This window comes from Pelagibacterium montanilacus (assembly GCF_003992665.1).
Lineage (GTDB): Bacteria > Pseudomonadota > Alphaproteobacteria > Rhizobiales > Devosiaceae > Pelagibacterium > Pelagibacterium montanilacus.
Genome location: NZ_RZMX01000059.1, coordinates 22366 through 46415 on the forward strand (window position 1 = coordinate 22366; position 24050 = coordinate 46415).

General features: G+C 66.4%; 21 protein-coding genes. 14 read left to right on the plus strand and 7 right to left on the minus strand.

The window, feature by feature from the left end; all coding sequences use genetic code 11:
• Window positions 1-172: 172 nt before the first annotated feature.
• From cydB to EO136_RS16210, 3 genes are all read right to left on the minus strand, one after another.
• Window positions 173-1177, minus strand: a complete 1005-nt coding sequence (gene cydB, locus EO136_RS16200; protein ID WP_127145431.1) for a cytochrome d ubiquinol oxidase subunit II — start codon at window positions 1175-1177, stop codon at window positions 173-175.
• Window positions 1167-2594 (minus strand): cytochrome ubiquinol oxidase subunit I, encoded by a 1428-nt coding sequence (locus EO136_RS16205; protein ID WP_127145432.1) that lies wholly within the window; start codon window positions 2592-2594, stop codon window positions 1167-1169. Before EO136_RS16205 ends, cydB begins: the two co-directional genes overlap by 11 nt.
• Window positions 2595-2713: 119 nt before the next feature.
• Entirely contained in the window at window positions 2714-3346 is a 633-nt protein-coding gene (locus EO136_RS16210) for a nucleoside/nucleotide kinase family protein (protein ID WP_127145433.1), read from the minus strand.
• A 116-nt stretch (window positions 3347-3462) separates the two neighbouring features.
• On the opposite strand from EO136_RS16210, the gene EO136_RS16215 reads away from it, so the two are divergent.
• Window positions 3463-4317, plus strand: coding sequence for a sugar phosphate isomerase/epimerase family protein (locus EO136_RS16215; RefSeq protein ID WP_206513358.1), 855 nt, complete (start codon window positions 3463-3465; stop codon window positions 4315-4317).
• A 6-nt stretch (window positions 4318-4323) separates the two neighbouring features.
• Here the strand turns inward: EO136_RS16215 and EO136_RS16220 are convergent, their stop codons facing one another.
• The gene (locus EO136_RS16220; protein ID WP_127145434.1) at window positions 4324-5478 is read right to left on the minus strand and encodes a mandelate racemase/muconate lactonizing enzyme family protein; all 1155 of its coding nucleotides are present in this window, start codon (window positions 5476-5478) and stop codon (window positions 4324-4326) included.
• 104 nt (window positions 5479-5582) lie between these two features.
• Window positions 5583-6503, minus strand: a complete 921-nt coding sequence (locus tag EO136_RS16225; RefSeq protein WP_127145435.1) for a LysR family transcriptional regulator — start codon at window positions 6501-6503, stop codon at window positions 5583-5585.
• Window positions 6504-6668: 165 nt separating this feature from the next.
• Here EO136_RS16225 and EO136_RS16230 point away from each other — a divergent pair, with 165 nt between their 5' ends.
• The 13 genes from EO136_RS16230 to EO136_RS16290 all read left to right on the plus strand — a co-directional run bounded on the left by EO136_RS16230 (window position 6669) and on the right by EO136_RS16290 (window position 20105).
• Entirely contained in the window at window positions 6669-7931 is a 1263-nt protein-coding gene (locus EO136_RS16230) for an aminotransferase class V-fold PLP-dependent enzyme (protein ID WP_127145436.1), read from the plus strand.
• The gene (locus tag EO136_RS16235; protein ID WP_127145437.1) at window positions 7928-9028 is read left to right on the plus strand and encodes an ABC transporter substrate-binding protein; all 1101 of its coding nucleotides are present in this window, start codon (window positions 7928-7930) and stop codon (window positions 9026-9028) included. Before EO136_RS16230 ends, EO136_RS16235 begins: the two co-directional genes overlap by 4 nt.
• A gap of 67 nt (window positions 9029-9095) precedes the next feature.
• Complete coding sequence (locus EO136_RS16240; protein ID WP_127145438.1) at window positions 9096-10022, plus strand: ABC transporter permease; 927 nt, start codon at window positions 9096-9098, stop codon at window positions 10020-10022.
• On the plus strand, window positions 10019-10849 hold the full coding sequence (locus EO136_RS16245) for an ABC transporter permease (RefSeq protein WP_127145439.1): 831 nt from the start codon (window positions 10019-10021) through the stop codon (window positions 10847-10849). The genes EO136_RS16240 and EO136_RS16245 overlap by 4 nt, the downstream gene beginning before the upstream one ends.
• Window positions 10842-11945 (plus strand): ABC transporter ATP-binding protein, encoded by a 1104-nt coding sequence (locus EO136_RS16250; RefSeq protein WP_127145440.1) that lies wholly within the window; start codon window positions 10842-10844, stop codon window positions 11943-11945. The genes EO136_RS16245 and EO136_RS16250 overlap by 8 nt, the downstream gene beginning before the upstream one ends.
• Window positions 11945-12415, plus strand: a complete 471-nt coding sequence (locus EO136_RS16255; RefSeq protein WP_246018426.1) for a RidA family protein — start codon at window positions 11945-11947, stop codon at window positions 12413-12415. The genes EO136_RS16250 and EO136_RS16255 overlap by 1 nt, the downstream gene beginning before the upstream one ends.
• Window positions 12416-12429: 14 nt before the next feature.
• The gene (locus tag EO136_RS16260; RefSeq protein ID WP_127145442.1) at window positions 12430-13404 is read left to right on the plus strand and encodes an ornithine cyclodeaminase; all 975 of its coding nucleotides are present in this window, start codon (window positions 12430-12432) and stop codon (window positions 13402-13404) included.
• Between the two features lie 31 nt (window positions 13405-13435).
• Window positions 13436-14344, plus strand: a complete 909-nt coding sequence (locus tag EO136_RS16265; protein WP_127145443.1) for a LysR substrate-binding domain-containing protein — start codon at window positions 13436-13438, stop codon at window positions 14342-14344.
• 215 nt (window positions 14345-14559) lie between these two features.
• Complete coding sequence (locus EO136_RS16270; protein ID WP_127145444.1) at window positions 14560-15810, plus strand: ABC transporter substrate-binding protein; 1251 nt, start codon at window positions 14560-14562, stop codon at window positions 15808-15810.
• 73 nt (window positions 15811-15883) lie between these two features.
• Entirely contained in the window at window positions 15884-16813 is a 930-nt protein-coding gene (locus EO136_RS16275) for a carbohydrate ABC transporter permease (RefSeq protein WP_127145445.1), read from the plus strand.
• Window positions 16810-17655: a carbohydrate ABC transporter permease gene (locus EO136_RS16280; RefSeq protein ID WP_246018427.1), complete on the plus strand. Its 846-nt coding sequence runs from the start codon at window positions 16810-16812 to the stop codon at window positions 17653-17655. Before EO136_RS16275 ends, EO136_RS16280 begins: the two co-directional genes overlap by 4 nt.
• A 7-nt stretch (window positions 17656-17662) precedes the next feature.
• The gene (locus tag EO136_RS16285; protein WP_127145446.1) at window positions 17663-18709 is read left to right on the plus strand and encodes an ABC transporter ATP-binding protein; all 1047 of its coding nucleotides are present in this window, start codon (window positions 17663-17665) and stop codon (window positions 18707-18709) included.
• A 109-nt stretch (window positions 18710-18818) separates the two neighbouring features.
• A complete protein-coding gene (locus EO136_RS16290) occupies window positions 18819-20105 on the plus strand; it encodes an NAD(P)/FAD-dependent oxidoreductase (RefSeq protein WP_127145447.1) in 1287 nt (428 codons plus the stop codon).
• Window positions 20106-20187: 82 nt separating this feature from the next.
• Here EO136_RS16290 and EO136_RS16295 read toward each other — a convergent pair whose 3' ends face one another.
• Window positions 20188-21102 carry a LysR family transcriptional regulator gene (locus EO136_RS16295; protein ID WP_127145855.1) on the minus strand — a complete coding sequence of 305 codons (915 nt, stop codon included), beginning with the start codon at window positions 21100-21102 and terminating at the stop codon, window positions 20188-20190.
• A 58-nt stretch (window positions 21103-21160) separates the two neighbouring features.
• On the minus strand, window positions 21161-24022 hold the full coding sequence (locus tag EO136_RS16300; protein WP_127145448.1) for an FAD-binding and (Fe-S)-binding domain-containing protein: 2862 nt from the start codon (window positions 24020-24022) through the stop codon (window positions 21161-21163).
• Window positions 24023-24050: the final 28 nt, after the last annotated feature.

A 24050-nucleotide genomic window follows, 5' to 3' on the forward strand; every position in this document is an offset into this window, starting at 1 on the left:
GGCGCGGACGCAAAACCAAAACACACCCGCCCACAACACGCCGCCGCCCCTCGATGCGCTCAGGGGGCGATCCAGAGCCGGATGACAAAGCCTACCAGTGTGATCGTCGCCACGCCGAGCACCCACAGGCCCACGAACCACGCCAGTTGCGATGCCAGTTTGCCGCGTGCCATCAGTGGTATCCCTCTTCGGGATCCATCTTTCCGCGGAACACCCAATAGGCATACCCGGTGTAGGCGAGAATGACCGGGATCAGCACCACGGCCCCCACGAGCAGGAACTGCAGGCTGGAATCGGGCGCCGCCGCTTCCTCGATGGTGAGCGCGGTGGGCACGATATAGGGGTAAAAGCTGATCCCGATCCCGACAAAGCTGATCACGAACAGCCCCAGCGCGGCGAGGAAGGGCTGCAGGTGCTTGTCTGCGGTCAGCCCCTGCCAGAGAGCAAAGGCGCACCCCGCCAGCATCAGCGGCACGAAGGCCGAATAATAGGCCGCCGGGAAGGCGAACCAGCGCTCGAAATAACTGGCGTTGATGAAGGGGCTCCAGAGCGAGACGATCCCGATCAGCCCCAGCGTACCCGCTCCGGTGATCATCGAAAGCGTTCTGGCACGCGCCTGGAGTGAGCCGGTGGTCTTGAGGTTCAGCCATGTCGCCCCCAGCAGCGCATAGCCGATGACGACGGCCAGCCCCGTCAGGATGGTGAAGGGCGTCAGCCAGTCCCACCAGCCGCCCGCATAGGACCGGTCCACGATCGTGATGCCCTGCACGAGGGCTCCCAATGCGATACCCTGGCAGAAGGCCGCGACGGTCGAGCCCAGCCAGAACCCCACATCCCACCAGATCGATCCGCGGATCGTGCGCCAGCGGAACTCGAACGCCACGCCCCGGAACACCAGCCCCAGCAGCATCAGGATGATGGGCATGTAAAGCGCGGAGAGCACCGTGCCATAGACCACCGGAAAGGCGGCCAGCAGCCCGCCGCCGCCCATCACAAGCCAGGTTTCGTTCCCGTCCCAGACCGGGGCGATCGAATTGGTCATCAGGTCCCGGTCGCCCCTATGGGGAAAGAACGGGAACAGGATCCCTACGCCCAGGTCGAACCCGTCCAGAACCACATAGGCCAGCACCGAAAAGGCGATGATGCCGGCCCAGACCGTAGGCAGATCAATGGCCATGGCTGCTCGCTCCCGCACGAATGGTGTCTTCCTGGGCAGGGCCGGGGTTGATGCCCGCGGCCCGGTGGGGGCCCTTGTCCAGCTCGTGATCGTCATCGACCATCGGCGTGCGTTTCATCAGGCGCAGCAAATAGAACACCCCCGCTCCGAAGACGAGGAAATAGACAACGACGAATGCGGTGAGTGAGGCGCCCACTGCGGGTGCATCCACCGGCGAAAGGCTCTCGGACGTTCGCATCAGCCCATAGACGGTGAAAGGCTGGCGCCCCACCTCGGTCGTGAACCAGCCCGCCAGCACCGCCACGAACCCCGAAGGCCCCATGACCAGCGCTGCCCGGTGCAAAAGCCCGTTGGTATAGAGCGTCTTGCGGTAACGCGCCCAGAGCGACCACACGCCCACCCCCAGCATCAGGAACCCGATCCCCACCATGATCCGGAAGGCAAAGAACGGGATCATCACCGGCGGGCGTTCGTCCTCGGGGAAGGCGTCCAGCCCCTCGAGCGGCGCGTTGAGATCGTGCTTGAGGATCAGCGAGGAGAGCTTGGGAATTTCGATGCCGTATTCTATCCGCTGCTCGGCCTCGTTGGGAATGCCGAACAGAATCAGCGGCGCGCCATCCGGATGGCTCTCGAAATGACCTTCCATGGCGGCGATCTTGGCCGGCTGGTGCTCGAGCGTGTTCAGCCCGTGCATGTCGCCCGCAAAGATTTGCATCGGCGTCACGATCGCGGCCATCCACATGGCCATCGAGAACATGATCTGCGCCTGCCGGTTGGTTCTGTCGCGCAAGAGGTGAAAGGCGCCCACGGCCCCCACCACGAAGGCGGTGGTCAGGAACGCGGCGAGCACGGTGTGCACGAGGCGATAGGGGAAGGACGGGTTGAAGACGATCGCCCACCAGTCCTCGGGCACAAAATTGCCGTTCGCGTCGATCCCGTAGCCCGCGGGCGTGTGCATCCAGGAATTGACCGAGAGGATCCAGGTGGCCGAGATCAGCGTGCCGATCGCCACCACCACCACCGCGACCATGTGCAGCGTATCCCCGACCCGCTTGCGTCCGAACAGCATGATCCCGAGGAACCCAGCTTCCAGGAAAAACGCGGTGAGAATTTCATAGCCCATCAGCGGCCCGATCACCGCCCCGGCGCGTTCGGAAAACACCGACCAGTTGGTGCCGAACTGGTAGCTCATCACGATGCCCGAGACCACGCCCATCCCGAACGTCACCGCGAAGATGGTCTTCCAGTATTCAAAGAGCTTGAGATAGGCCGGATCGCGCTTCCACAACCACAGTCCGTTCAGCACCGCGAGATAGCTCGCGGTCCCGATCGAAAAGGCGGGGAAGATGAAGTGAAACGAGACGGTGAACGCGAACTGGATTCGCGCCAGCATCTCTGCGGTCAGGCCGTAGTCCATCGGATCCTCGCTCGGTGTGCGTGGTGGGCCATCCTCCGGGCCAGAGACTGACACACCCCGGCCCGCCCGCGCCAGAGCGCATTTGGCCACACGAGACCGACTGCCGCAGCGGGAGGGGCTCAGCCGTTGGTCAGCCGGAAATCGGCCTCCTGGCTGGCGCCCAGCACCAGACGCATGTTGGGCAGATCGTTGCGCGCCAGCCGCTCGGCGCCGTGCTCCGGATCGTGCTCGGCCCAGCGCGCGCTCAGCCGGTCGACCAGCACCGGCTCGGGCGCATGGATGGCCACGGTCATCGCAAAGCGGGCGGCGAGATGGCGCCAGTCCGGGTCATCGAGCAGCAGATAATTGCCCTCCACGAGGATCACCCGCACCGCCGGCCCGATCTCGGCGGCCCCCGCCCGGGCAATCTCGAGCGTCCGGTCGAACACTGGTACCGCCACCGCGCGCCCACTGTCGGCGGCCAGCCTGTCGAGCATGGCAGTGAACCCGTCCACGTCGAAGGTGAACGGCGCTCCCTTGCGCGCCAGCGTGCCCCGCGCTTCGAGTGCCCGGTCGTCGTAGTGATATCCATCGAGCCCCAGCACCGCCGACCGCTCCGGATGCCGCGCCTCGATTGCGCGATGGAGCGCCCCGGCGATATAGGTCTTCCCCGCTGCCGGCGGCCCGGCCAGCGCCACCAACGAACGCACCCTGCCGCTGGCAAGTTCGGCCAGCTTGTCGGTCATCTCCTCCAAATCGATGTCAAATGTCATACCATCGCCCATCACTCTTGCGCACGGTGGGCGAACCGTTAAACCTCCGGGCCGGCATTGCGCAATCATGGATGCGCGAATGGGTCCGGTAAATCGATGGGCGGAAGGAACGAGCGATGAGCATCAGGGGCTTTGGCGTGCACACGGCCATGTGGGCTATGGAATGGAACCGCGCGGCGGCCGAGTTCGCCATTCTCGAGGCCGTGAAATACGACATAGATTTTCTCGAGATCACCATGCTTGATCCCCAGGCCGTCGACGCGGCTCACACCCGCGCACAGCTCGAGGCAAGCAATGTCGCCTGCGTGACGTCCCTTGGCCTTCCGCTCGATAAGCTGCCCACCAATGATCCCCAAGCCGCGCTGGACTTCCTTAAATCGGCGCTCGATGTGTCGTCCGCCATGGGTGCCCGCGCCATGAGCGGCGTGCTTTACGGCGGCATTGGACAGCGCACGGGCGAGCGCCCGACCGAGACCGAATATGATGCGACGGCCCGGGTTGTCGAAAAGGCCGCCGCCTATGCGCGCGCGAGGGGCATGGATTTTGGGCTGGAGGCGGTCAATCGCTACGAGAACCACCTGATCAACACCGCCGATCAGGCGGTGCGAATGTGCGAGCGCGTAGGGGCGGAAAACATCTTCGTGCACCTCGATACCTACCATATGAACATCGAGGAAAAGGGCTTGGCCAACGGCATCCTGCGCGCCCGTGAACACCTGCGCTATATCCACCTCTCTGCATCCGACCGCGGAACTCCGGGCATGGACACCATCCAGTGGGACGAGGTGTTCGGCGCGCTGGCGGCCATCGGGTTCAAGGGCGGCATGGCCATGGAGAGCTTCATCACGGTGCCGTCCCAGATCGCATCCGCGCTCTCGGTCTGGCGCGACGTCGCGCCTTCGCGCGAGGAGGTCCTCACCGACGGACTGGGCTTTCTCAAGATGAAGGCCCGCCAGTACGGCCTGATCTGAACCAGCTCAGATCGAGCGCCAGAGCGTGTCTTCGAGCGACTTGCGATCCACGGTTACCCCCAGGCCCGGACCCGTGGGATAGGCCAGCTTGCCATCGACGATCTTGGCCTCGAAGGGCTCTTCGATCACCGGCCGATAGCCCGGCTCCTTGTCGAAATCGGGGAAGATTTCGAGGATCAGGGGGTTCGAAATCGCCGCGCAGGCCTGCAGCGAGATGGCGGTGGCCAGCGGGCTGCCGTAATTGTGCGGCGCCACGCGCAGATTGTAGGCTTCAGCCATCGCCGCGATCTTTTTCGTCTCCATCAGCCCGCCCGTGTTGCACACGTCCGGCTGTGCGATGCTGATCGCCCCCGCGGAAAACAGTGCGTGGAACCCGTATCGCGTATAGGTGCGCTCCCCGGCCGCGATGGGGATCGAGGTGCCGGCGGCCACCCGCGCCATGGCGTCTGGAAGGGCAGGGTCCACCGGCTCCTCGACGAACCCGATATCGAGGGGCGCGATCGCATCGAGGATCGCCATGAGCTGGTGGTGGCTCAACCCGCCGCCGAAATCGAGCAGGATCGCAACGTCGGGCCCGACCGCATCGCGGATCGCCGTGCACCTGTCCACCACCAGCCGCTGGGCGGCAGGGTCGAGCGCGCGGCGCACCGGATGCTTAACGATGGTCACCGGGTCGGCCATCCCGAGCGGATAGAGCTTGAGCGCGCCAAAACCCCGCGCCGCGGTGCGCGCTGCTGCCTGCCCATAGCTTTTTGCGTCGTCGCACCCGATCCACCAGCCATTGGCATAGACCGGCACGGCATCGTCGACCGGCCCGCCCATCAGCGCGTGGACCGGTGCGCCCAGATCCTTGCCCTTGATGTCCCAGAGCGCATGCTCAATGGCGCTGAGCGCCGCAAACGTGATGGCGCCGCCGCCCTTGGTCCAGAAGGCCGTGTCATAGATCGTGTTCCAGATGCGCTCGATCCGGCTCGCATCCTGGCCCATCGCGAACCGCTCGATCATTTCCCCAACCAGCTCTGCGGCTGCGGTGGTTCCCGCGCCATAGGCAATCCCGGCTTCTCCCAGCCCCGTCAGCCCGGCATCGGTTTCCAGCTCGACGATGACGGCACGGCGGTTGCCGCAGGGCACCACATGAACGCGGGCGGAACTGACTTTCATGGGAGACCTTCCGGATGGTGGTTTTCCCGCCATTGTCGGGCGGGTGCTCTGGCGGGCCAACCGAATTCTCTTCCGCCCCGGCCCACTTGTGGGAATAGCCGGCCTCAGCCGAGCAGCTCCGCCAGCTCCGCCTCGTCATTGTGCATCTCGCCGATCAGCCATTCGCGCACCGCCTGCACGATCGGACGGGTCGCCCTCTGGCTCGAGGTCACGAAATGGTAGCTGCGCCCGGTCACCACCACCGTATCGCTCGCCGGCACCAGCAGCCGGTCTGCGATCAGCCTTGAGGTCACCGAGGTCCACCCCAGCGCCAGCCCCTGTCCGCTCAGGGCGGCCTGCACGCACACCGAATAGTCCGAGAACGAGAGCCTGTCTGCGTCCGGCGCCAGCCGGCACTGAGCTTGGTGGGCAAACTCGGACCACCCGAACCAGTGATCGGGCAGCGCGATCAGCGTCTGGGGGCGGTGCGGGCTTTCGAACTTGCCGAACTCCGCCAGATAGGCCGGCGCGCACACCGCCAGAATGCGTTCGGGCGCGAACCAGCCCCCCAGCTCGGCCGAATCCCCGCCAGAGGCTACCCGAAGCCCCAGATCGCAATTGTAGAGCGGCCCGCCAACGCTGCCCGGGATGAGCTGGAACTGCAGGTCGACCTGAGGAAAATGGTCCCGGAAGCGATCGTAACGCGGCATCAGCCAATGGGTGGCCATGCCAGAGGAAATCGAGAGCATCACCGTTTCCCGGGTGGGGTCGCGCCCCTCGATGTCCTCGAACACCTCCTGGATCGCCCCGAACGAGCGCGTGGTGACCCGCCCGAGCTTCTCCCCGTTCTCGGTCAGGACCAGACGTGGTCCGGACCGGATGAACAGCTTCTGGCCCAGATGACGCTCAAGCGCCGCGATGGCATGGCTGACCGCCGGCTGGGTGATGTTGAGTTCGTCCGCCGCACGCGAAAACGAGCCCAGCCGCGCCGCCGCCTCGAAGGCCATCAGCGCGCTTGCGGAGGGAATATGACGGCGAAGAGACATGAGCTCAATTCATACTGACAATGAATCTTATCACCCTTTCGTGCCGCATTATTTGGTGTCAGTCTACCCATGTCACACGGTGAGCGGGGGCTCTTGCGAGCTTCACTCACAAGGAAAAGGCTGGCGCTTTCCAGTGAAAGCGCAGCAGAATCAACAAGCAGGCTTATGGACCTCGATATTCGGGCCTTGCGGGCCAACACGCCCGGCTGCGCAGGCGGCGTCATCCACCTCAACAACGCCGGGGCGTCGCTGATGCCATCCCCGGTGCTCGACGCGCTCAAGGGGCACATCGACCTCGAGAGCCGCATCGGCGGCTACGAGGCCGCGGTCGAGGCCGCCGACGCCATCGAGCGCTTCTACGTCGACGTGGCCGCCCTGATCGGGGGGCATCCCGACGAGATCGCCTTTCTTGACAGCGCCACCCGGGCCTGGCTGGCCGTCTTCCATGCCATGGACTGGCGGCCCGGCGACGAAGTCCTCACTGCCCGCTCCGAATACAACGCCAACATGGTGAGCTTCCTGCACGCCCGCGAGCGCCAGGGCATCGTGCACAGGCTTGTGCCCGATGCCGAAGACGGCACCATCGACACCGACGCCCTCGAGGCCATGATCGGACCGCGCACGCGCCTGATCTGCCTTTCGCACATGCCCACCAATGACGGGCTGATCAATCCGGCGCAAAAGGTCGGCCAGATCGCCGCTGCGCGCACTATCCCGTTTCTCCTCGACGCGTGCCAGTCCGCCGGGCAGATGCCGCTCGACGTCGCAGAACTCGGCTGCACCATGCTGTCGGCCACCGGGCGCAAATACATGCGCGGGCCGCGCGGCACCGGCTTTCTCTGGGTCCGCCGCGATTGGCTTGATCGCCTCATGCCCCACGCGCTCGACATCCGCTCGGCAAGCTGGACCGGGGTCGATGCCTACGAGATCGCGTCCGATGCCCGCCGGTTCGAGCTCTGGGAAGCCGGCATCGCGGGCCAGATCGCGCTGGGCAGCGCGGCCCGTTATGCGCGCGAGGTCGGTATTGCGCCCATGTGGGACAGGATCCAGACGCTCGCCGGCGACCTGCGCGGGATGCTCTCGGGGATCGGCGGGGTGACCGTCCATGACCAGGGCTCCGACAAGAGCGGCATCGTGACCTTCTCCCACGCCCGGCTCAATGCGCCCGAGATCGTGGCGCGGCTGCGCTCGGTCCACTCGATCAACACCTCTGTGTCGGCCTGCCAACTCACGCGCTCGTCGCTGATCGCCGGCGGCACGACCCACATGGTCCGGGCTTCGGTCCATGCCTACAACACGACCCAGGAACTCGATGCGCTGGCTGAGGCGCTCGATGCGATGACAGGCACCAGGGGTGCGGGCCTGTCGCACGCCAACAAGAACGATAACAGCAGCCCCCGGCAACCTTCACTTGGAGTGGAACAATGAAAGTCAATCTCAACCGGCGCACGCTACTGCGCGGTGCGGGCGCGACGGGGCTTGCAGCCCTTGCGGCTCCCGCCATCATCCGGCCCGCCTTCGCCCAGGCGGGAGAACTCAACGTCTGGTCCTATTCGGGATTCATAACCGATGATTTCCGCCAGAGGTTCGAGGAGGAAACCGGCATCCGGCTCAACATTCGCATGGTCACCGACCAGGGCGAGCAGTTCAACCTGATGGCGGCCGAAGAGGGGAACTACAGCGCCGACATCGTGTGCTGCGCCGGCCACCGCTTCTACCAGTTCGTCGATGCCGGCTTCCTTGAGCCGGTCGATATGGACAAGATGACCGCTTGGGATCGGATCGAGCCCGAATACGCCGAGGCCAACTGGGTCTCACGCAACGGTGAGCGCTGGGGCGTGCCGCTGGTCGTGGTGTCCACGGGCCTCCTCTATGACTCCCAGAAGTTCGACAAGCCCACGAGCTGGGACGTGATGTTCGACCCCGCCAACGCCGGCCAGACCACCTACCAGATCCAGGACTTCTTCCAGATCGCCATGAACTATCTCGGCTATGACGGCTCGGCCGCCTCCTACATGGATGCACCCGAACAGGCTCAGGAGGCGGTCAACGCCACCCGTGATTTCCTGATCGAGCACAAGGACAAGGTGCGCCGCTATTACGACGCGGCCACCGAAATCCAGCAGATGTTCGTCAATGGCGACGTCAGCCTCGCCCAGGCCGGCTCGGGTCCCTCGGCCCAGCTCATCATCGACGGCTTCCCGGCGGGATACACCATCCCCGAGGAGGGCGGTCTGGCCTATGCGTACGGGTTCAACATCACCCGCAACGCGACCAACATGGACAACGCTTACACCTTCCTCAACGCCCTGCTGTCCTCTCCCGAGAACGGGGCCGAGATCGTGCGCTCGACAGGGTATGCCTCGGTGATCAGCGGCACCGGCGAACTGCTCACCCCCGAGGAGCGGGCAGTGCTCGCGCTCGGCGCCGAGGAGCGTGCCCGCCTCTCCTGGGTCGATGTGGAGACCGCGCCGTTCATCTTCGATCTGATCGACACCGCAGCCGAAGAAATCCGCGCCGCCTGATTGCGCCAATCGCGTCCCGGGCGATCCTCGCCCGGGACATGTTATTTGTGAAAGACCGGGTCGATCCATGACCGCCATTTTCATCTGGGCTCGCAGATTTGCCGCCTACCGGGCGCTCACCGAGCTGCTGGCGCGCTCGCCACTGGCGCGGCTGGCGTTGATCTCGATCATCCCGCTCGCCTGGATCGTGCTGGCCAACCTCGCGCCGCTCGTCCAGATGTTCGTCATCAGCTTTTACCAGACCTACCCGCTGGCCGAGGGGGCTGCGCCCGAGTTCACCACCCGGCACTATTTCGCCTTTTTCGAGCGGCCCCTCTACCTCTCGGCCTTCGCCCGGTCCTTCATCTTCGCCACGCTGGTCACGGCCCTGACCCTCGCCGTGATGTTCCCGGTCGCCTACTACATCGCCAAGGTCGCGCCCCGCATGCGGCGGGTGAGGCTGCTGCTGCTGGTCATCGCCCCGTTCTGGATCAGCGAGATCATCCGCTCGTTTGCCTGGATGCTGATGTTGTCCAACCGCGGCGCGGTCAATTCCTTCTTTTCGTTCCTGGGCTATTCGGGCCCGCCCTTCGAGCTGCTCTACAACAACATCTCGCTCACCATCGGCGTGCTCTATCTCACCTCGCTCTATATGCTTCTGCCGCTCTATTCCGCGCTGGAGAAGATCGACGACCGGCTGCTCGAAGCCGCCGCCGATCTGGGCGCCACGGGCTTTTCAAGGTTCACGCGGATCATCCTGCCGCTGGCGCGCGACGGCATCCTCACCGGCTGCACGCTGGTCTTCCTCTTGGTGGTCGGGCTCTATGCCATGCCGGTCCTGCTCGGCGGCCCGTCCAACACCCTCTTTGCATCGACCATCGGCCAGATCTTCGGACGCGCCGGGGATTCCTGGCCCCTGGGCAGCGCGTTCTCGATGATCCTGATCTTCGTGGCCCTCGCCTATGTGGGCGTGTTCATGGCCGTGCTCCAGAAGCGCCCCGGGAGGCGGACATGATGCGCCTTTTGGGCAGGATCGCCCTTCCGGTCTATTTCTGGCTCTTCGTGGCCTGGCTCTTCGTGCCCCTCTTTGTCATGGCCGCCATGGGGTTCCGCGATTCCAATTTCGTCGCCTTTCCCATCCAGTCCTGGACCACCGACTGGTACCGCTCGGTCATCGAGGACCGGGAGATCATGGCCTCGCTCTGGGTCTCGCTCCAGGTCGCCGTGCTCTCGACCGTCATGGGGCTGGGGATCGGGACGCCCATGGCGTTCATGGTCGCGCGCTTCGATGGTGTCTGGCGGGCGGTTTTGATCGCCATCATCGTCATGCCCGCCTTCATTCCCATCGTGGTCAGCGCCATCGCGCTGCGCATGTTCATCGGCAATTTCGGCATCGACACCGGCATTCTGGCCATCGCCTTCGGCCATGCGGTGTCCTCGGTGCCCTTCGTCGTCGTCATGCTGCTCACCCGGCTCAATTCCATGAGCGCCAATCTCGCCGATGCGGCGCGCGATCTGGGAGCGGACGAGTTCATTGTCTTCTTCCGGGTGGTCTTGCCCTATCTCGCGCCGGCCCTGTTTGGCGCCCTCATGTTCTGCATGCTGCTCTCGTTCGAGGATTTCACCCGATCCTTCTTCCTTGGCAGCTTCGATCCGACCTTCCCGGTCCTGCTCTTTGCCCGCCTGCGCTTCGGTTTCGACCCCGGCCTCGCGGCGATCTCCACGCTGGTCCTGCTCGTGACCATCGTGCTCGGGCTCTATGCGGAGCGCTTTACCCGCAAGCGCGCCGCGCCGGGACACCAAGGCCGCCTCGCGGCACGAGGAGACGACACGAATGCCTGACTCCACCCCCGCCATCGAAGTGCGCGACATCGTCAAGTCGTTCGGAGAATTCCGCGCGATCGACAATGTCTCGCTTACCATCGAAAGCGGTGTCTTCATCACCCTTCTCGGGCCGTCGGGCTGCGGCAAGTCCACCCTGTTGCGCACCATCGCCGGCTTTCTCACCCCGGACTCCGGCGCGGTGATCGTGGGTGGGCGCGACGTCACCGCGCTTCCGCCCCACATCCGGCCGGTCAACATGGTGTTCCAGGACTATGCCCTGTTCCCGCACATGAGCGTGCGGCGCAATGTCGGGTTCGGCTGCGAAATGAAGGGCATGACAAAGTCCGACATCGAGGCGCGCGTTGATGCCATGCTCGAACTCATCCGGCTCCCCGATGTCGGCGACCGTGAGCCGGGCGCGCTTTCGGGCGGCCAGCGCCAGCGCGTCGCGCTCGCCCGGGCACTCGCGCCCGATCCGGTGTCCCTGCTGCTCGACGAGCCCCTGGGCGCGCTCGACCTCAAGCTCCGGCTCGAACTCCAGCACGAGCTCAAATCCATCCAGCGCACCACCGGCAAGACTTTCGTCTTCGTCACCCACGACCAGGACGAGGCCATGTCCATGTCCGATCTCGTGGCGGTGATGAAGGATGGCCGGATCGAACAGCTCGATACGCCTCGCGCCATCTATGCGCGCCCCGCTACCGCCTTCGTCGCGGGCTTCGTGGGCGCCGCCAACATGCTATCGGGCCGCGTGGTCGGCACTGACGGCGCAGCGCTCAGGCTCGAGGTCGAGGGCCTGCACTGGAGCGTGCCGGCAGATGCTGTGACCGGCGGGCGCACCGTTGCGACGGGCGATGCCGTCACCCTCGTCATCCGGCCCGAGGACGTGATCGTGGGCCCGGCGCCGGGACGGGGCGAGCTCGTTCTTCCCGCCCGTGCCCGCACCCAGACCTTCCTTGGCGGGCGCGTGCATCTGCGCTGCGAAACCGCCGCGGGCACCGCGCTCACCCTCGAGGTCCGGCCCGGCAGCGTGCCCGAGGGCGATGGCGCCATCGACCTGCACGTCGCGCCCGACGCCGTGGCCATTCTTGCTAACGACAAAGGACATTCATGATGATCGAGGTTCGCCTCAAGGCAATGGGCCTGAACCTTCCCCAGGTTGCCGCACCCAAGGGCAGCTATGTGCCTTTCCTGGTGTCGCGGGGGCACTGCTTTGTCTCGGGCCAATTGCCCCCGACCGGGTCGCCCGACTCTCCCAGCCCCTATTGCGGCACCGTGGGCGTCGATGTCTCCATCGAGACCGCCCAGGTCGCGGCGCGCCAGTGCGCGCTGATGATCCTCGCCCAGCTCGGTGCCGCGCTCGAGGGTGATTTCGAGCGCGTGGCCCGGATCGTCCGGCTCGGCGGCTTCGTGCGCGCGGTGCCCGAGTTCACCGCCCACCCCCAGGTGGTCAATGGCGCCTCCAATCTCATGATCGAGCTCTTTGGTGACGCCGGGCGCCATACCCGCGCCGCCGTCGGAGTCTCGAGCCTTCCCTTGGGCGTCTGCGTCGAGATCGACGCGATCGTCGAACTGAAAACCTGAAAGGACACCCAACCATGCTGATGGTCGATGCTGAGCGCGTCCACGAACTTCTCGATTTCCCCGGCCTGATCGATGCGCTCGAAAAAGCGCATATGGGCGGTATGCCCAGGCAGTCCGACCGGCTGATCTACCAGGAGCCGAACCCCCAGGGTCAGCCCGACATCTTCATCATCCTGCCCGCATGGGAGCCGGGCGAAGGCATTCTCGCCAAGATGGTGACCTCGTTTCCCAACAACAGGGAACGCCACGGCCTTTCCACGGTCAACTCGATCTACGCCTTCATCGATGGCCGGACCGGGGTTACCGAGGCGATCATCGACGGGGAAGCGGTGATCTTCCGCAAGACGTCCTCCGATTCCGCGCTCGGCTCGAAAATGCTCTCGCGGCCCGACGCGAAATCCTTCCTCATGGTCGGGGCAGGGGGGCTCGCGCCCTATCTCGTCCAGTCGCATCTGACCGTCCGCCCGGGGATCCAGACCGTCCGGATCTGGAACCGCACCACCTCCAATGCCGAGGCGCTCGTTGAAAAGCTGGCCGGTCTGGGCATCACGGCCCAGATCGCCCCGGACCTCGACGAGGCGCTGGCCGAGGCCGACATCGTCTCCTCGGCCACCATGGCCTACGAGCCTCACATCAAGGGCAAGCTGCTCAAGCCCGGCTCTCACCTCGATCTCGTGGGGTCGTTCACCCCCCAGATGCGCGAGGCCGATGACGACGTTCTCACCCGCGCAAAGGTCTTTGTCGATCACCGCCAGACCACCACCCGCTCGGGGGAATTTCTCGGCCCCTTCGAGCGCGGCGTCATCACGATCGACGACGTGCGCGCCGACCTCTTCGAGCTCTGCCAGGGCAAGGCCGAAGGCCGGACGTCGGACACCGACATCACCATGATGAAGAACGGCGGCGGCAGCCACATCGATTACTACGTCGCCAAGTACCTGATGGACCGGCACCACGGCCGGCCATTCTCCACCACGTCGAGCAGTTGAGGAGGCCGGCCGTCACCCCGGAGGCGCAATCATGGATTTGCCCCGTCGTTCGATACCATCCGTTGCCGGGCTCGTCGCCTTCGAGGCGACGGCTCGCCATCTGAGCTTCTCGCGCGCAGCCGAGGATCTGTGCCTCTCTCAGGGCGCGGTCAGCAAGCGGGTGCGCCAGCTTGAACAGGTCGTGGGCGTGCCCCTGCTCGCCCGCACCCGCCATCAGGTCTGCCTCACCGATATGGGGCGGGCCTATCTCGCCCAGATCCGGCAATTGCTCGAGGATCTCGAGGTCACCACCGAGGCCCTGCGCACCCGCGCCCGGGGCCGGGACCGCATCGTATTGGCCGCACCGCTGCCCTTTGCCTCGCGCTGGCTCGTGCCGCGCCTGCACCGCTATCGCGATGCCCACCCCGACATTGCCCTCGACATCGTGACCGGTCCCGACGCCGATGGGCCCGAGCCCGACTGCCAGATCCATCTCGGCCGTCCCCACGATCAGGACGTGGTCGTCAGCCCGCTGTTCGACCTCGACTGGACTCCGGTGGCGACCCCGTCCCTGCGCGACCGGCTCGGGCTCACCGCGCCCGCCGACCTCGCACGCGCCCGGCTTCTCGCCCAGTCCGACATGAGCGGGCTCTGGCCTGCCTGGTTCGCGCGCATGGGCGCCGAGCCGGGCACGGGCGCCGCGCTCACCTTCGAGGGGTTCGAACTGGTGGCCGCTGCCGCGCTCGCCGGGCACGGCGTCGCGATCCTGCCGCGCGCGCTGGTCGCCCGGGAGTTGCGGTCCCACGATCTCGTCGTGCTGTTCGAGGGCACCGATCTGATCGAACGCGGTTTTCATCTCGCCGTGCCCGGGCGCCTCGTGGGCGATCCGGCGCTGACTGGGCTGGCCCGTTGGTTGGTCGGCGAAGCGGCCGCGCCCGTCCGGCACATCCGGGCGGCCTGAGGGGCAGGGGCTTGTCCTCTGCCTGACCCGAGCCTGGCGGGGCGCCCGCCGGGTGCGCTGGTGTTGCGCGCGGTTCCAACCGCTCCGGCGGTGTCCCGATCATTCCAAAAAGCGGTTTGAGCGCCGGCCCGCCGCTCCCGGATACTCAAGGCAAGGTTCGGGATGACGGGACGCAAGGCGCGCCCCCATCCCGTCCGGGGAAAAGGGGAACATCGATGAAAAACCAATTCAAGGCACCACTCGCCATTCTGGCGGCGCTGGCCATCGCGCCGCTTCCGCTCGCCGCCCAGGCCCAGGAAATCGACTTCATGGTCGTTGACTACGACGCGCCCGGCATGGGGGACTGGTGGAAGCTGCTGGTCGAGAAATACAACACCGAGGCCGAAGCCACCGTCGTGCCGCGCAGCGTCTCGGCCGGCCAGTACTACGAACAGCTCCTCATCCAGGCCGCCAGCGGCGCCGGGCCCGACGTGCTCACCGTCAATCCCAACAATCTGGGCGAGCTTCTCGCCGCCGGCTACGTTTTGCCGCTCGACGAGTTGATCGACGGGTCCGACATGCGGGACGCCATCGTGCCGGGCGGCTGGGACAGCCTCACGGTCGAGGGCACGACCTATGCCCTGCCGATCACCGGCCGCACCCTCCAGCTCATCTACAATTCCTGCCACTTCGAGGAAGCCGGGCTCGAGGGACCCCCGACCACCCTCGAGGAGGTCATGGAATACGCCGAGGCGCTCACCGTCACCGATGATTCCGGGCGGGTCACCCGTTACGGGATGAACATGGTCAATGCCAACGAGGACCCGACCTACGAAACCCTGCTCATGCTGACCCTTGCCCATGGCGGGGCGTTCTCGGACGCAGAAGGCAATTTCACCCTCGACAGCCAGCCGGTGATCGACGCGCTGACCTATTTCAAGACCATCTATGATTCCGGCGTCATCCCCCAGGGCATGAGCGAAACCGACATGCGGGCGCTGTTTGCCACCGGCGGGTCATCCATGACCATCGATGGGCAGTGGCAGTTCCCGTTCATCGAAGAAAACAACCCCGAGAACTTCGACTGCTACAAGACCGCCAGCCATCCCTGGGAGGGCCCGGCCACCGGCGGGGTGAACATGGCGCTGGCGATCAACGCCGACAGCGACAACCCCGAGGCCGCCTGGGAGTTCATCGCCATGGCAGCGAGCGACGAGCTCCAGACCCAGTTCAGCGACTACAGCCCCTACATTCCCTACGGGGTCAACGCGCTCAATGACGAGCAACTCGCGGCCGCGCCCTATCTCATCCCCTATGTGGAAAGCAGCGGATCGGCCCATCCCATCGCCATTCCGGGCCACGCCGACCAGTTCAACGAGATATGGCCCATCGTCGTCGATGCCATCCTCCTGACCCTGCGCGACAACGTGCCGCCGGAAGAAGCGCTGGCCACGGCCCAGCAGCAGCTCGTCGATTGCTGCTCCTGATCGCCATCTCCCTGGCACGGGCGGAGGGCAAATGCCCTTCGCCCGTGCCCTTTTGCTAGACCGAGCCCGGCCCATGACCTCCGCCAAGACCGCCTCCCGCCGATCTCCCGTCACTCGGGTTCTGTTCGACGGCCCGGCGTTTCCCTTCATCATGATCGTGCCCGCACTTCTCGTGCTGGGGTTCGTCATCGGCCTGCCCATGCTCGAGGCCTTGCGCTTGAGCTTCGATACCATCGCGCTGCGCCGCCCCGCTGCCGCCGGCACCTACGGCCTGCACAATTACGCGCGCCTGGTTTCCGATCCCAAGGCCTATGCGGCCCTGGGGCTCTCGGCCCTTTACATGACCGGAACGGTTCTCGGCTCGGTCGCCCTGGCGCTGTCAGCTGCGCTCCTGACCCGGCGCGTCGTGCGCTTCTCGGGCCTCGCCCGCATCGCCTTCCTTTTGCCCTGGACCATGCCCGCAGTCGTCACGGCGCTGGTCTGGGGCGTGATGTATGACGGCAATTTCGGCGTCATCAACCGGCTGCTCGATTTCGTGCCCTTCGTGGACGGGCGGAACTGGCTGGTCGACCGCAGCTCGGCTCTTGGCGCGCTCATCGTCGCCCAGGTCTGGAACGAGTTTCCCGTCGCCTACATCTTTTTTCTCGCCGGCCTCAAGGCCATCCCCGAGGAGCTCTACGAAGCCGCGAAAATCGACCGGGCCAACGCCTTCCAGCAGTTCCGCCACATCACGCTGCCCCATCTGCGCTTCATCATCGCGGTCATCGTCATCCTTTTGATGATCATGGGCTTCAAATCCTTCCCCATCATCTTCCTCTTGACCGGCGGCGGTCCGGCCGGCGCCACCGAGACCATGACGGTCCTGACCTACAACACCGCCTTCCGAAGCCTCGATTTCAGCTACGCGGCCACCCTCGGCATCCTCGCGGTCCTCGCCTCGGCCATGCTGGTTCTGGGCTATCTGCGGCTCCTGCCGCGCACCGGCCATGGAGACGTGATGTGACGGCCTTCCGCGCCTCGCCCTTCGCGCCCGCGCTCGTGGTCACCCTGCGCACCATCGCCATCGTAGGATTGGCCATGGTGGTGCTGTTCCCCGTCTACTGGATGGCCGTGATCGCGCTCACACCCACCGGGCTCGGGCGTCAGGTGATGACCTTCTTTCCCGCGAGCCCCACATTCGAAAACTTCGTGACGCTTTTCACCGAGCGGCCCATGGCCCGCTGGATCTGGAATTCGATCCTCGTGGCGACCCTCGCCTCGGCCATCTCGCTGGCCTTCGGCACCAGTTGCGGCTATGCGCTCTCCCGGCTGCGGTTCCGGGGGGCTGGCCTGCTGCTGATCGCGGTGCTCACCACCCAGATGATGCCGGCCACCAGCATCGTGGTGCCGCTTTACATGCTGTTTCGCGCCTGGGGCCTGCTCGACACCATGCACGGCATGGTCGTGGGACACGTCTCGCTCGTCGTTCCGCTGGCCACCTGGATGAGCAAGGGGTTCTTTGATTCCATCCCTACCGACCTCGAAAGCGCCGCCCGCATCGATGGCTGCACCCATGGCGCCGCGTTCGTTCATATCGCGCTGCCGCTCGCCATGCCGGGGCTGGCCGCGATCTTCATCTACGGGTTCGTGACGAGCTGGCACGATTTCCTCTTCTCGCGAACCCTCGTCAACTCCCAGGAACTCTGGACCGCCGCCAACGGCATTTCCTCGTTCCGGGGCGAGTATTTCACGCTCCAGGAACTTCAGATGGCCGCCGCGCTCGTCTTCGCGCTTCCTGTGGTCGTGGTGTTTTTCGTCATGCAGCGCTGGATCGTGTCCGGAGCGCTGTCGGGCTCAATCCGGTAGGCAGGCAATGGCAAGCGTAGACTTCAGGTCCATCAACAAGCGCTATGACGCGCTCGACGTGCTCCGGGACGTGGATATTGCCATCCCGGATGGGGAATTCGTTGTCTTTGTGGGCCCCTCGGGCTGCGGCAAGTCCACCCTGCTGCGCATGCTGGCCGGGCTCGAAACGATCACCGGCGGCACGATCTCCATCGGGACCGACGTGGTCAACGCGCTTCCCCCGCGTGATCGCGACATCGCCATGGTTTTCCAGAACTACGCGCTCTACCCACACATGAGCGTCGCCCACAACATTGGCTTCCCCCTGCGCATGGTCGGCACGCCCCGGCCCGAGATCGAGCGCCGGGTGTCCGAGGCCGCCGAGATGCTCGGGCTCACCCCCTATCTCTCGCGGCTGCCGCGCGAGCTCTCGGGCGGCCAGCGCCAGCGCGTCGCCATGGGCCGCGCCGTGGTGCGCGAGCCGTCGGTGTTCCTCTTTGACGAACCGCTCTCGAACCTTGATGCCTCGCTGCGCGTGCGCATGCGCGGGGAGATCAAACGCCTGCACCAGCGGCTGGGCACCACCATGATCTACGTCACCCACGACCAGATCGAGGCCATGACGCTCGCCGACCGGATCGTCGTGCTGCGCGCCGGCAAGGTCGAGCAAATCGGTACACCGCTCGAGCTCTACAACACCCCGGCCAACCCCTTCGTCGCCCAGTTCATCGGCTCTCCGTCGATGAATATTCTCGAGGGCGTGATCGCCGAAGAGGGGCGGGCGCGGATCGGGGAAACGCTGATCGAGATCGGCGGCCCACACCCCGGTTTTTCACCCAACGCATCGGTGCAAATCGGCATCCGCCCCCACGATATCGCGCTCGCCGAGCCGGGCAGGGGCGCCCTTGCCGGCGAACTCCAGCTTATCGAGGAGATGGGCAATTCCCGCCTCCTTACCATCGAGGTCGGCGGGGAGCCCGTCCAGCTCGAGACCCAGCTTCAGGTCGCCCTCCGTCCCGGCGAGGCCGTACACCTCGCCCTGTCCCGCGACAAGCTGCACCTCTTTCCCGCCTGATCGCACCGGCCCCATCCCGTGTCCAACAAGCGGGCATGGGGTCATGCGTTTTCCGCGTTTGCGCCCCACCCCGCAATCTTTCACTCTGGGCGCCCGAGGGACCCCGCCGATGCTCAAAGACACCCATCACAGCAATCTCTGGCAGGCCAGCGCCCCGCCCCCGCCGCACACCGAACCGCTCTCGGGCAACGCGGTGGCCGACGTGGCGATCATCGGCGCCGGCTATACCGGGCTCTCCGCCGCGCTCCACCTTGCCCAGGCCGGCTTGCGTCCGGTCGTCCTCGAAGCGCGCGAGATCGGCCATGGGGGATCGGGCCGCAATGTGGGCCTCGTCAATGCCGGCATGTGGGTGATGCCCGAAGACCTCATGGAAACGCTCGGCGAGAGCTGGGGCATGACATTGATCTCCGCCTTGGGACAGGGACCCGCCACTGTCTTCGATCTCATCGAACGGCACGCCATCGATTGCGAGGCCGAACGCAACGGCACGCTCCATCTCGCCGTGGGCGCATCGGGTTATGTCGAGCTTGGCCAGCGCGAGCGCCAGTGGCAGGCGCTGGGCGCCCCCGTCACCCGGCTCGATCCGGACGCCGCCGCCCGCCTCATCGGATCGGATGCCTTCGCCGGTGCGCTTCTCGACCGGCGCGCGGGCACCATCCAGCCGCTGGCCTATGCGCGCGGCCTGGCGCGTGCCGCCCTGGAGCTGGGCGCCGTGGTCCACACCAGCACCCCGGTCACCGGCGCTGACCATGCCGATGGCAAATGGACGCTCCGGACGCCGTCGGGCACGCTCACCGCGCCCTGGGTCATCGTCGCCACCAACGCCTATACCGGTCTCGAGCGCGGCTTTCCCTTCGCGGCCCAGTCCCAGGAACTGACCATGCTGCCCTTCTTCCAGGTCGCGACCGCCCCGCTTTCGAGCAATGTGGCGGGCACCATCCTGCCCGAGCGGCAGGGCTGCTGGGATACGCGGGCCGTCATGACATCGCTGCGCAAGGACCGCGCAGGCCGGCTGATCTTCGGCAGCGTCGGCGCGCTCGACGGCTTTGCGCGCGGCACCCAGGAGGCCTTTGCCCGCCGCAGCCTCGAGCACATCTTCGCCGGCATCGAGATTCCGCCCTTCGAGCACGTCTGGCACGGCCAGATCGGGATGACCGGCGATGCCCTGCCCAAATTCCACGCCTACGGCCCAAATGCCATCGGGGTCAACGGGTTCAACGGACGCGGCATCGCGCCGGGCACCGTATTTGGCCGCGCCATGGCCCGGATGATCGCCTATGGCGAGGACATGATCCTGCCCTCCGCGCCGATCGGCAAGGCACGCTTCCCCCGCCTGCGCACCCGGTTCTACCGCGCCGGCAGCCAGGCGCTGCACTTCATCTCCGGGCGGATTTAGCCGGAGCGTTTCCAGGAAAAGTGGAAACACTTTTCCGGTTCGGATACGTGACAAGTCAGGGACTTGGAGCTCCGGTTCTGTATCAATCAGAACTGGATATGCTCTGGCGAGTCCGCGCCTCGTCCACGATCCAGTCGCGGAACTGGGCAAGGGGGCCGTGCTGCCCGTGGCCTGCCGGCCAGACGAGGAAATAGCGCTCCGGGCTCTCCATGGGCGCATCGAGCGCGGGCACCAGATCGCCGCGCTCGAGATCGGCCGCGATCAGGAACTCTGGCAGCAGCGCCAGACCCAACCCCGAACCGGCTGCCTGTGCGGCGGTGGCGAACTGGTCGAACAGCATGCCCCGCAGGCGTTCGACCGTCACACCCTGCCGGGCGAACCAGCGCTCCCAATGGTCGGGCCGGCTCGCAAGGTGCAAAAGCGGCATGTTCGCGAGATCGGCGGCCGAGGTGATCGTGTGGTCGGCAAGGAACCCGGGCGCGCCGACGGGCATCACCGTTTCCCCCATCAGTTCCACCCCCTCGCTGCCCGCCCATGGACCCTCCCCGAAATGGATCGCGGCGTCGAAGGGGTCGGTCCGGAAGTCGAATGCGGTCAGGCGCGTGGAAAGATTGACCGTGATCCCGGGATGCCGGTCCAGAAAGCGCGATAGCCGCGGGGCCAGCCATCGTGTCCCGAAGGTGGGCAGGATGGCGAGGTTGAGCGTGCCGCCATGGGGGTTGGCGTGCAGGTTCAGCGATGCGTTCCCGATGCGGCGCAGCGCATCCCCGATCTCGCGCGCATAGGCGGCCCCGGCCTCGGAAAGCCGCACCGTCTGCTTGTCGCGCACGAAAAGCTGGCACCCGATCTGTTCCTCGAGCAGCCGGATCTGGCGCGACACCGCGCTTTGGGTGATTGCCAGCTCCTCGGCGGCGGCGGTAAAGCTCCGGTGGCGCGCCGCCGCCTCGAACGCGGTCAGAAGGGACATCGAAGGCAGGAAGCGGCGGGGGATCGCCATGGGCTGTCGGACCGGGTTGAACCTCTGGCGACCTTCTAGCAGCCTCTGGCCTTCCTCGTCATCCATGGCTTTGCGCCCCGGGCGCGATCGCGTCGGCCAGCACCTCGATCGGGTGGGGCAGGGCGGCCCCGGCCATCCGCTTGCTCTGGCATCGGCAGGAAAATCCCGTCGCCGTGGCGTTGCCCTCGGCGACCGCCTCGGCCCAGGAAAGCTCGAAAATGGACTTCGACAACCCGGCATGCTCGGCCTCGTGCCCGAAGAGCCCGCTCATCCCGCAGCATCCCACCTCGCGCGGCGCGACGGTGATCCCGAACCGCTCCATGACCCGGCGCCAGCGCGGCCCCGCGCCCGGATCGGCGGACCGCTCGGTGCAGTGCACCAGAAGCGTATGGCTGGCCGCCTTCGCTGCGCGCACGCCCGCTGGAACGTCCAGCGCCTCGAGAAATTCGGCGATGGGCAGGAGAAACCTCGCCCCCTCGCTGCGCGCCTGAAGCGTCGTCGCCGGCTCGATCCCCACCACCGGCACCCCACGCCGGGCACAGGCGGCAAGCCGCGCGTGGTGCCGGGCCTTCTCGCGCCCATATTCCCTCGCGAAACCGCCCACCTCCAGCCCCTTGCCATTGGCCACCACCTCCGCAACCAGCGGATCAAGTCCCAGCGCCGCGATCACCCGCGCCGCCGCGACGACGGGCCCGGGATCAAAGCTCGCGAGAAAACTGTCGGGCACGATGATCACGCTCCGCGCGTCCACCACGCTGTCCGCCGTCAGCCGCGCGATCCCCTCAGCCTTCAGTCGCGCTTCGAGCGTCGTCACCGCGAAGGCGGGCACGTCCACGAGACCCACGGCCCGCAGCGCCCGCTTGCCCGGTCCCGAGCCGGCCAGACGGTTGAAGAGCCCCGGCACGCGCCGCGCGAGCAGCATCGCCGGCTCCATCCAGCGCACGAGATGGTCGCGCAGAGGCCGGGCGTGGCGCGCGTGATAGGCATCGAGGAACCGGGATTTCATGGTCGGGATATCGACCTTGACCGGGCAGCCCGAGGCGCAGGCCCGGCACGACAGGCACGTGTCGAGACTGGTCTTGAGCGCTGCCTCAGTCTCTGCGCTCGGCTCACGCGCCCAGGCGCGGAACAGCGCGGCCCGGCCATTGGGCGATTGGGTCTTGTCCCGCGTCGCCTTGTAGGAGGGGCACATTGGCGCCTCGGGGTCCCAGTCATGGCACGCCCCATTGCCGTTGCACGCGATCGCTCCGGCGAAATCGGCCTGACCCTCGGGCGCGATCGTCTCGTCCAGCGCGCCCCGGAACGGCACCTCGTCGATCCGCACGACCCGCTCGGTGCTGCCTTCGGGCGTTGCCAGCTTGCCGGGGTTGAGCCTGTTGCCCGGATCGAACACCGCCTTGATCCGCCGCACCACGGGATAAAGCTCCGGACCGAACACCGCCTCGAGATATTCCCCGCGCACCCCGCGCCCGTGCTCGCCCCAGAGCAGCCCGCCATGGGCGCGAGTCAGCGCCACCACCTCGTCGGAAATCGTCCGGATCAGCGCCCGGTCCGCCGCATCGGTCATGTCCAGCGTCGGGCGCACATGCAGGCAGCCCACATCCGCGTGCCCGAACATCCCGTAATCCACCCCGTGCCGGTCGAGCAGAGCCCTGAACGCGGCGACATACGCGGCCAGCGCCTCGGGCGGCACCGCCGTGTCCTCCACAAAGGCCACCGCCTTGCGCCGGCCTTCGAGCCCACCCAGCAGCCCGACGGCTTTCGAGCGCAGCGACCACGCCGCCCGGATCGACGCCGGATCGGTCATCGCGCGGACCATGGAGGGCGCGCTGTCGCCTTCGATGTGATCGGCCACCCGGGCCAGTTTGTCTTCGACCTCGGCGGCTGTCTCGCCCGTCACCTCTACGAAATTGACCGCGCCCACCGTCCCCGGCAGCGTGCCGAACAGCGCGCCCAGTTCCGACCACACCGGATCGGTGCGCGCCAGGGCCAGCACCTTGTCGTCCAGGATCTCCACCGCCAGCGGATCGGCCTCCACCAGCCGGGGCACATGGCGCAGCGCGGCGGTGAAATCGGCGTAAAACACAGCGAGCACCCCGCTTCGGGCAGGCTTGCGGGCCAGCCGCAGCGTGATCCTGGAGATCAGCGCCAGCGTGCCTTCGGACCCGGCGATGATCTTGCACAGGTCCAGCCCGCCATCGGGCCGCAGCGCCTGCTGGAGGTTGTAGCCGGTCAGCCCCCGGTTCATGGCGGGAAAGACGTCCGCGAACTGCGCCTTGGAGCCCTCCAGCGCCTCCAGCACCGTAGCCGCGATTGCGCCCAGCCGGTCCTCGCGTGCCGCAGCGGCCCGGGTCTGGGCGCCATCCATCGGCGAGACGGTGACTGAGCTGCCATCGGCCAAAACCAGATCGAGCGCCTCGATATAGTCTGAAGTCCGCCCGTAATGGCGCGAGCCCTTGCCCGAGGCGTCCGTCGAGACCATGCCCCCGATGCTCGCCCGCGAGGAGGTCGACACCATGGGCGGGAAAAACCAGCCATGGGGCGCAAGGAAGGCGTTGAGCTGGTCGAGAACCACGCCCGGCTCCACGCTCACCTCACCGCGCCCGGCGTCGAAATCGAGGATGGCGCGCATGTGCCGCGAGGTGTCCAGCACCACGCCCGACGTCAGCGCTTGTCCATTGGTGCCCGTGCCCGCGCCGCGCGCCACCAGCGCCGGAGCATCGTCTCCGCATCGGGCCAGCGCCCGTCCCGCAGCTTCGATGTCGGCTGCGCATGTGGGAAACAGCACCGCTTCGGGCCGGACCCGATAGACCGAATTATCGGTCGCCAGCACTTCGCGCGCCCCGAACCCGGTCTCGATACCGCCGGCAAAGCCTGCCTCCTCAAGCGCGGCAAAAAAGCGATCAAGGCCGGTCTGCATCCGTGCGAGAGGTGCTGCCAAAGCCGCC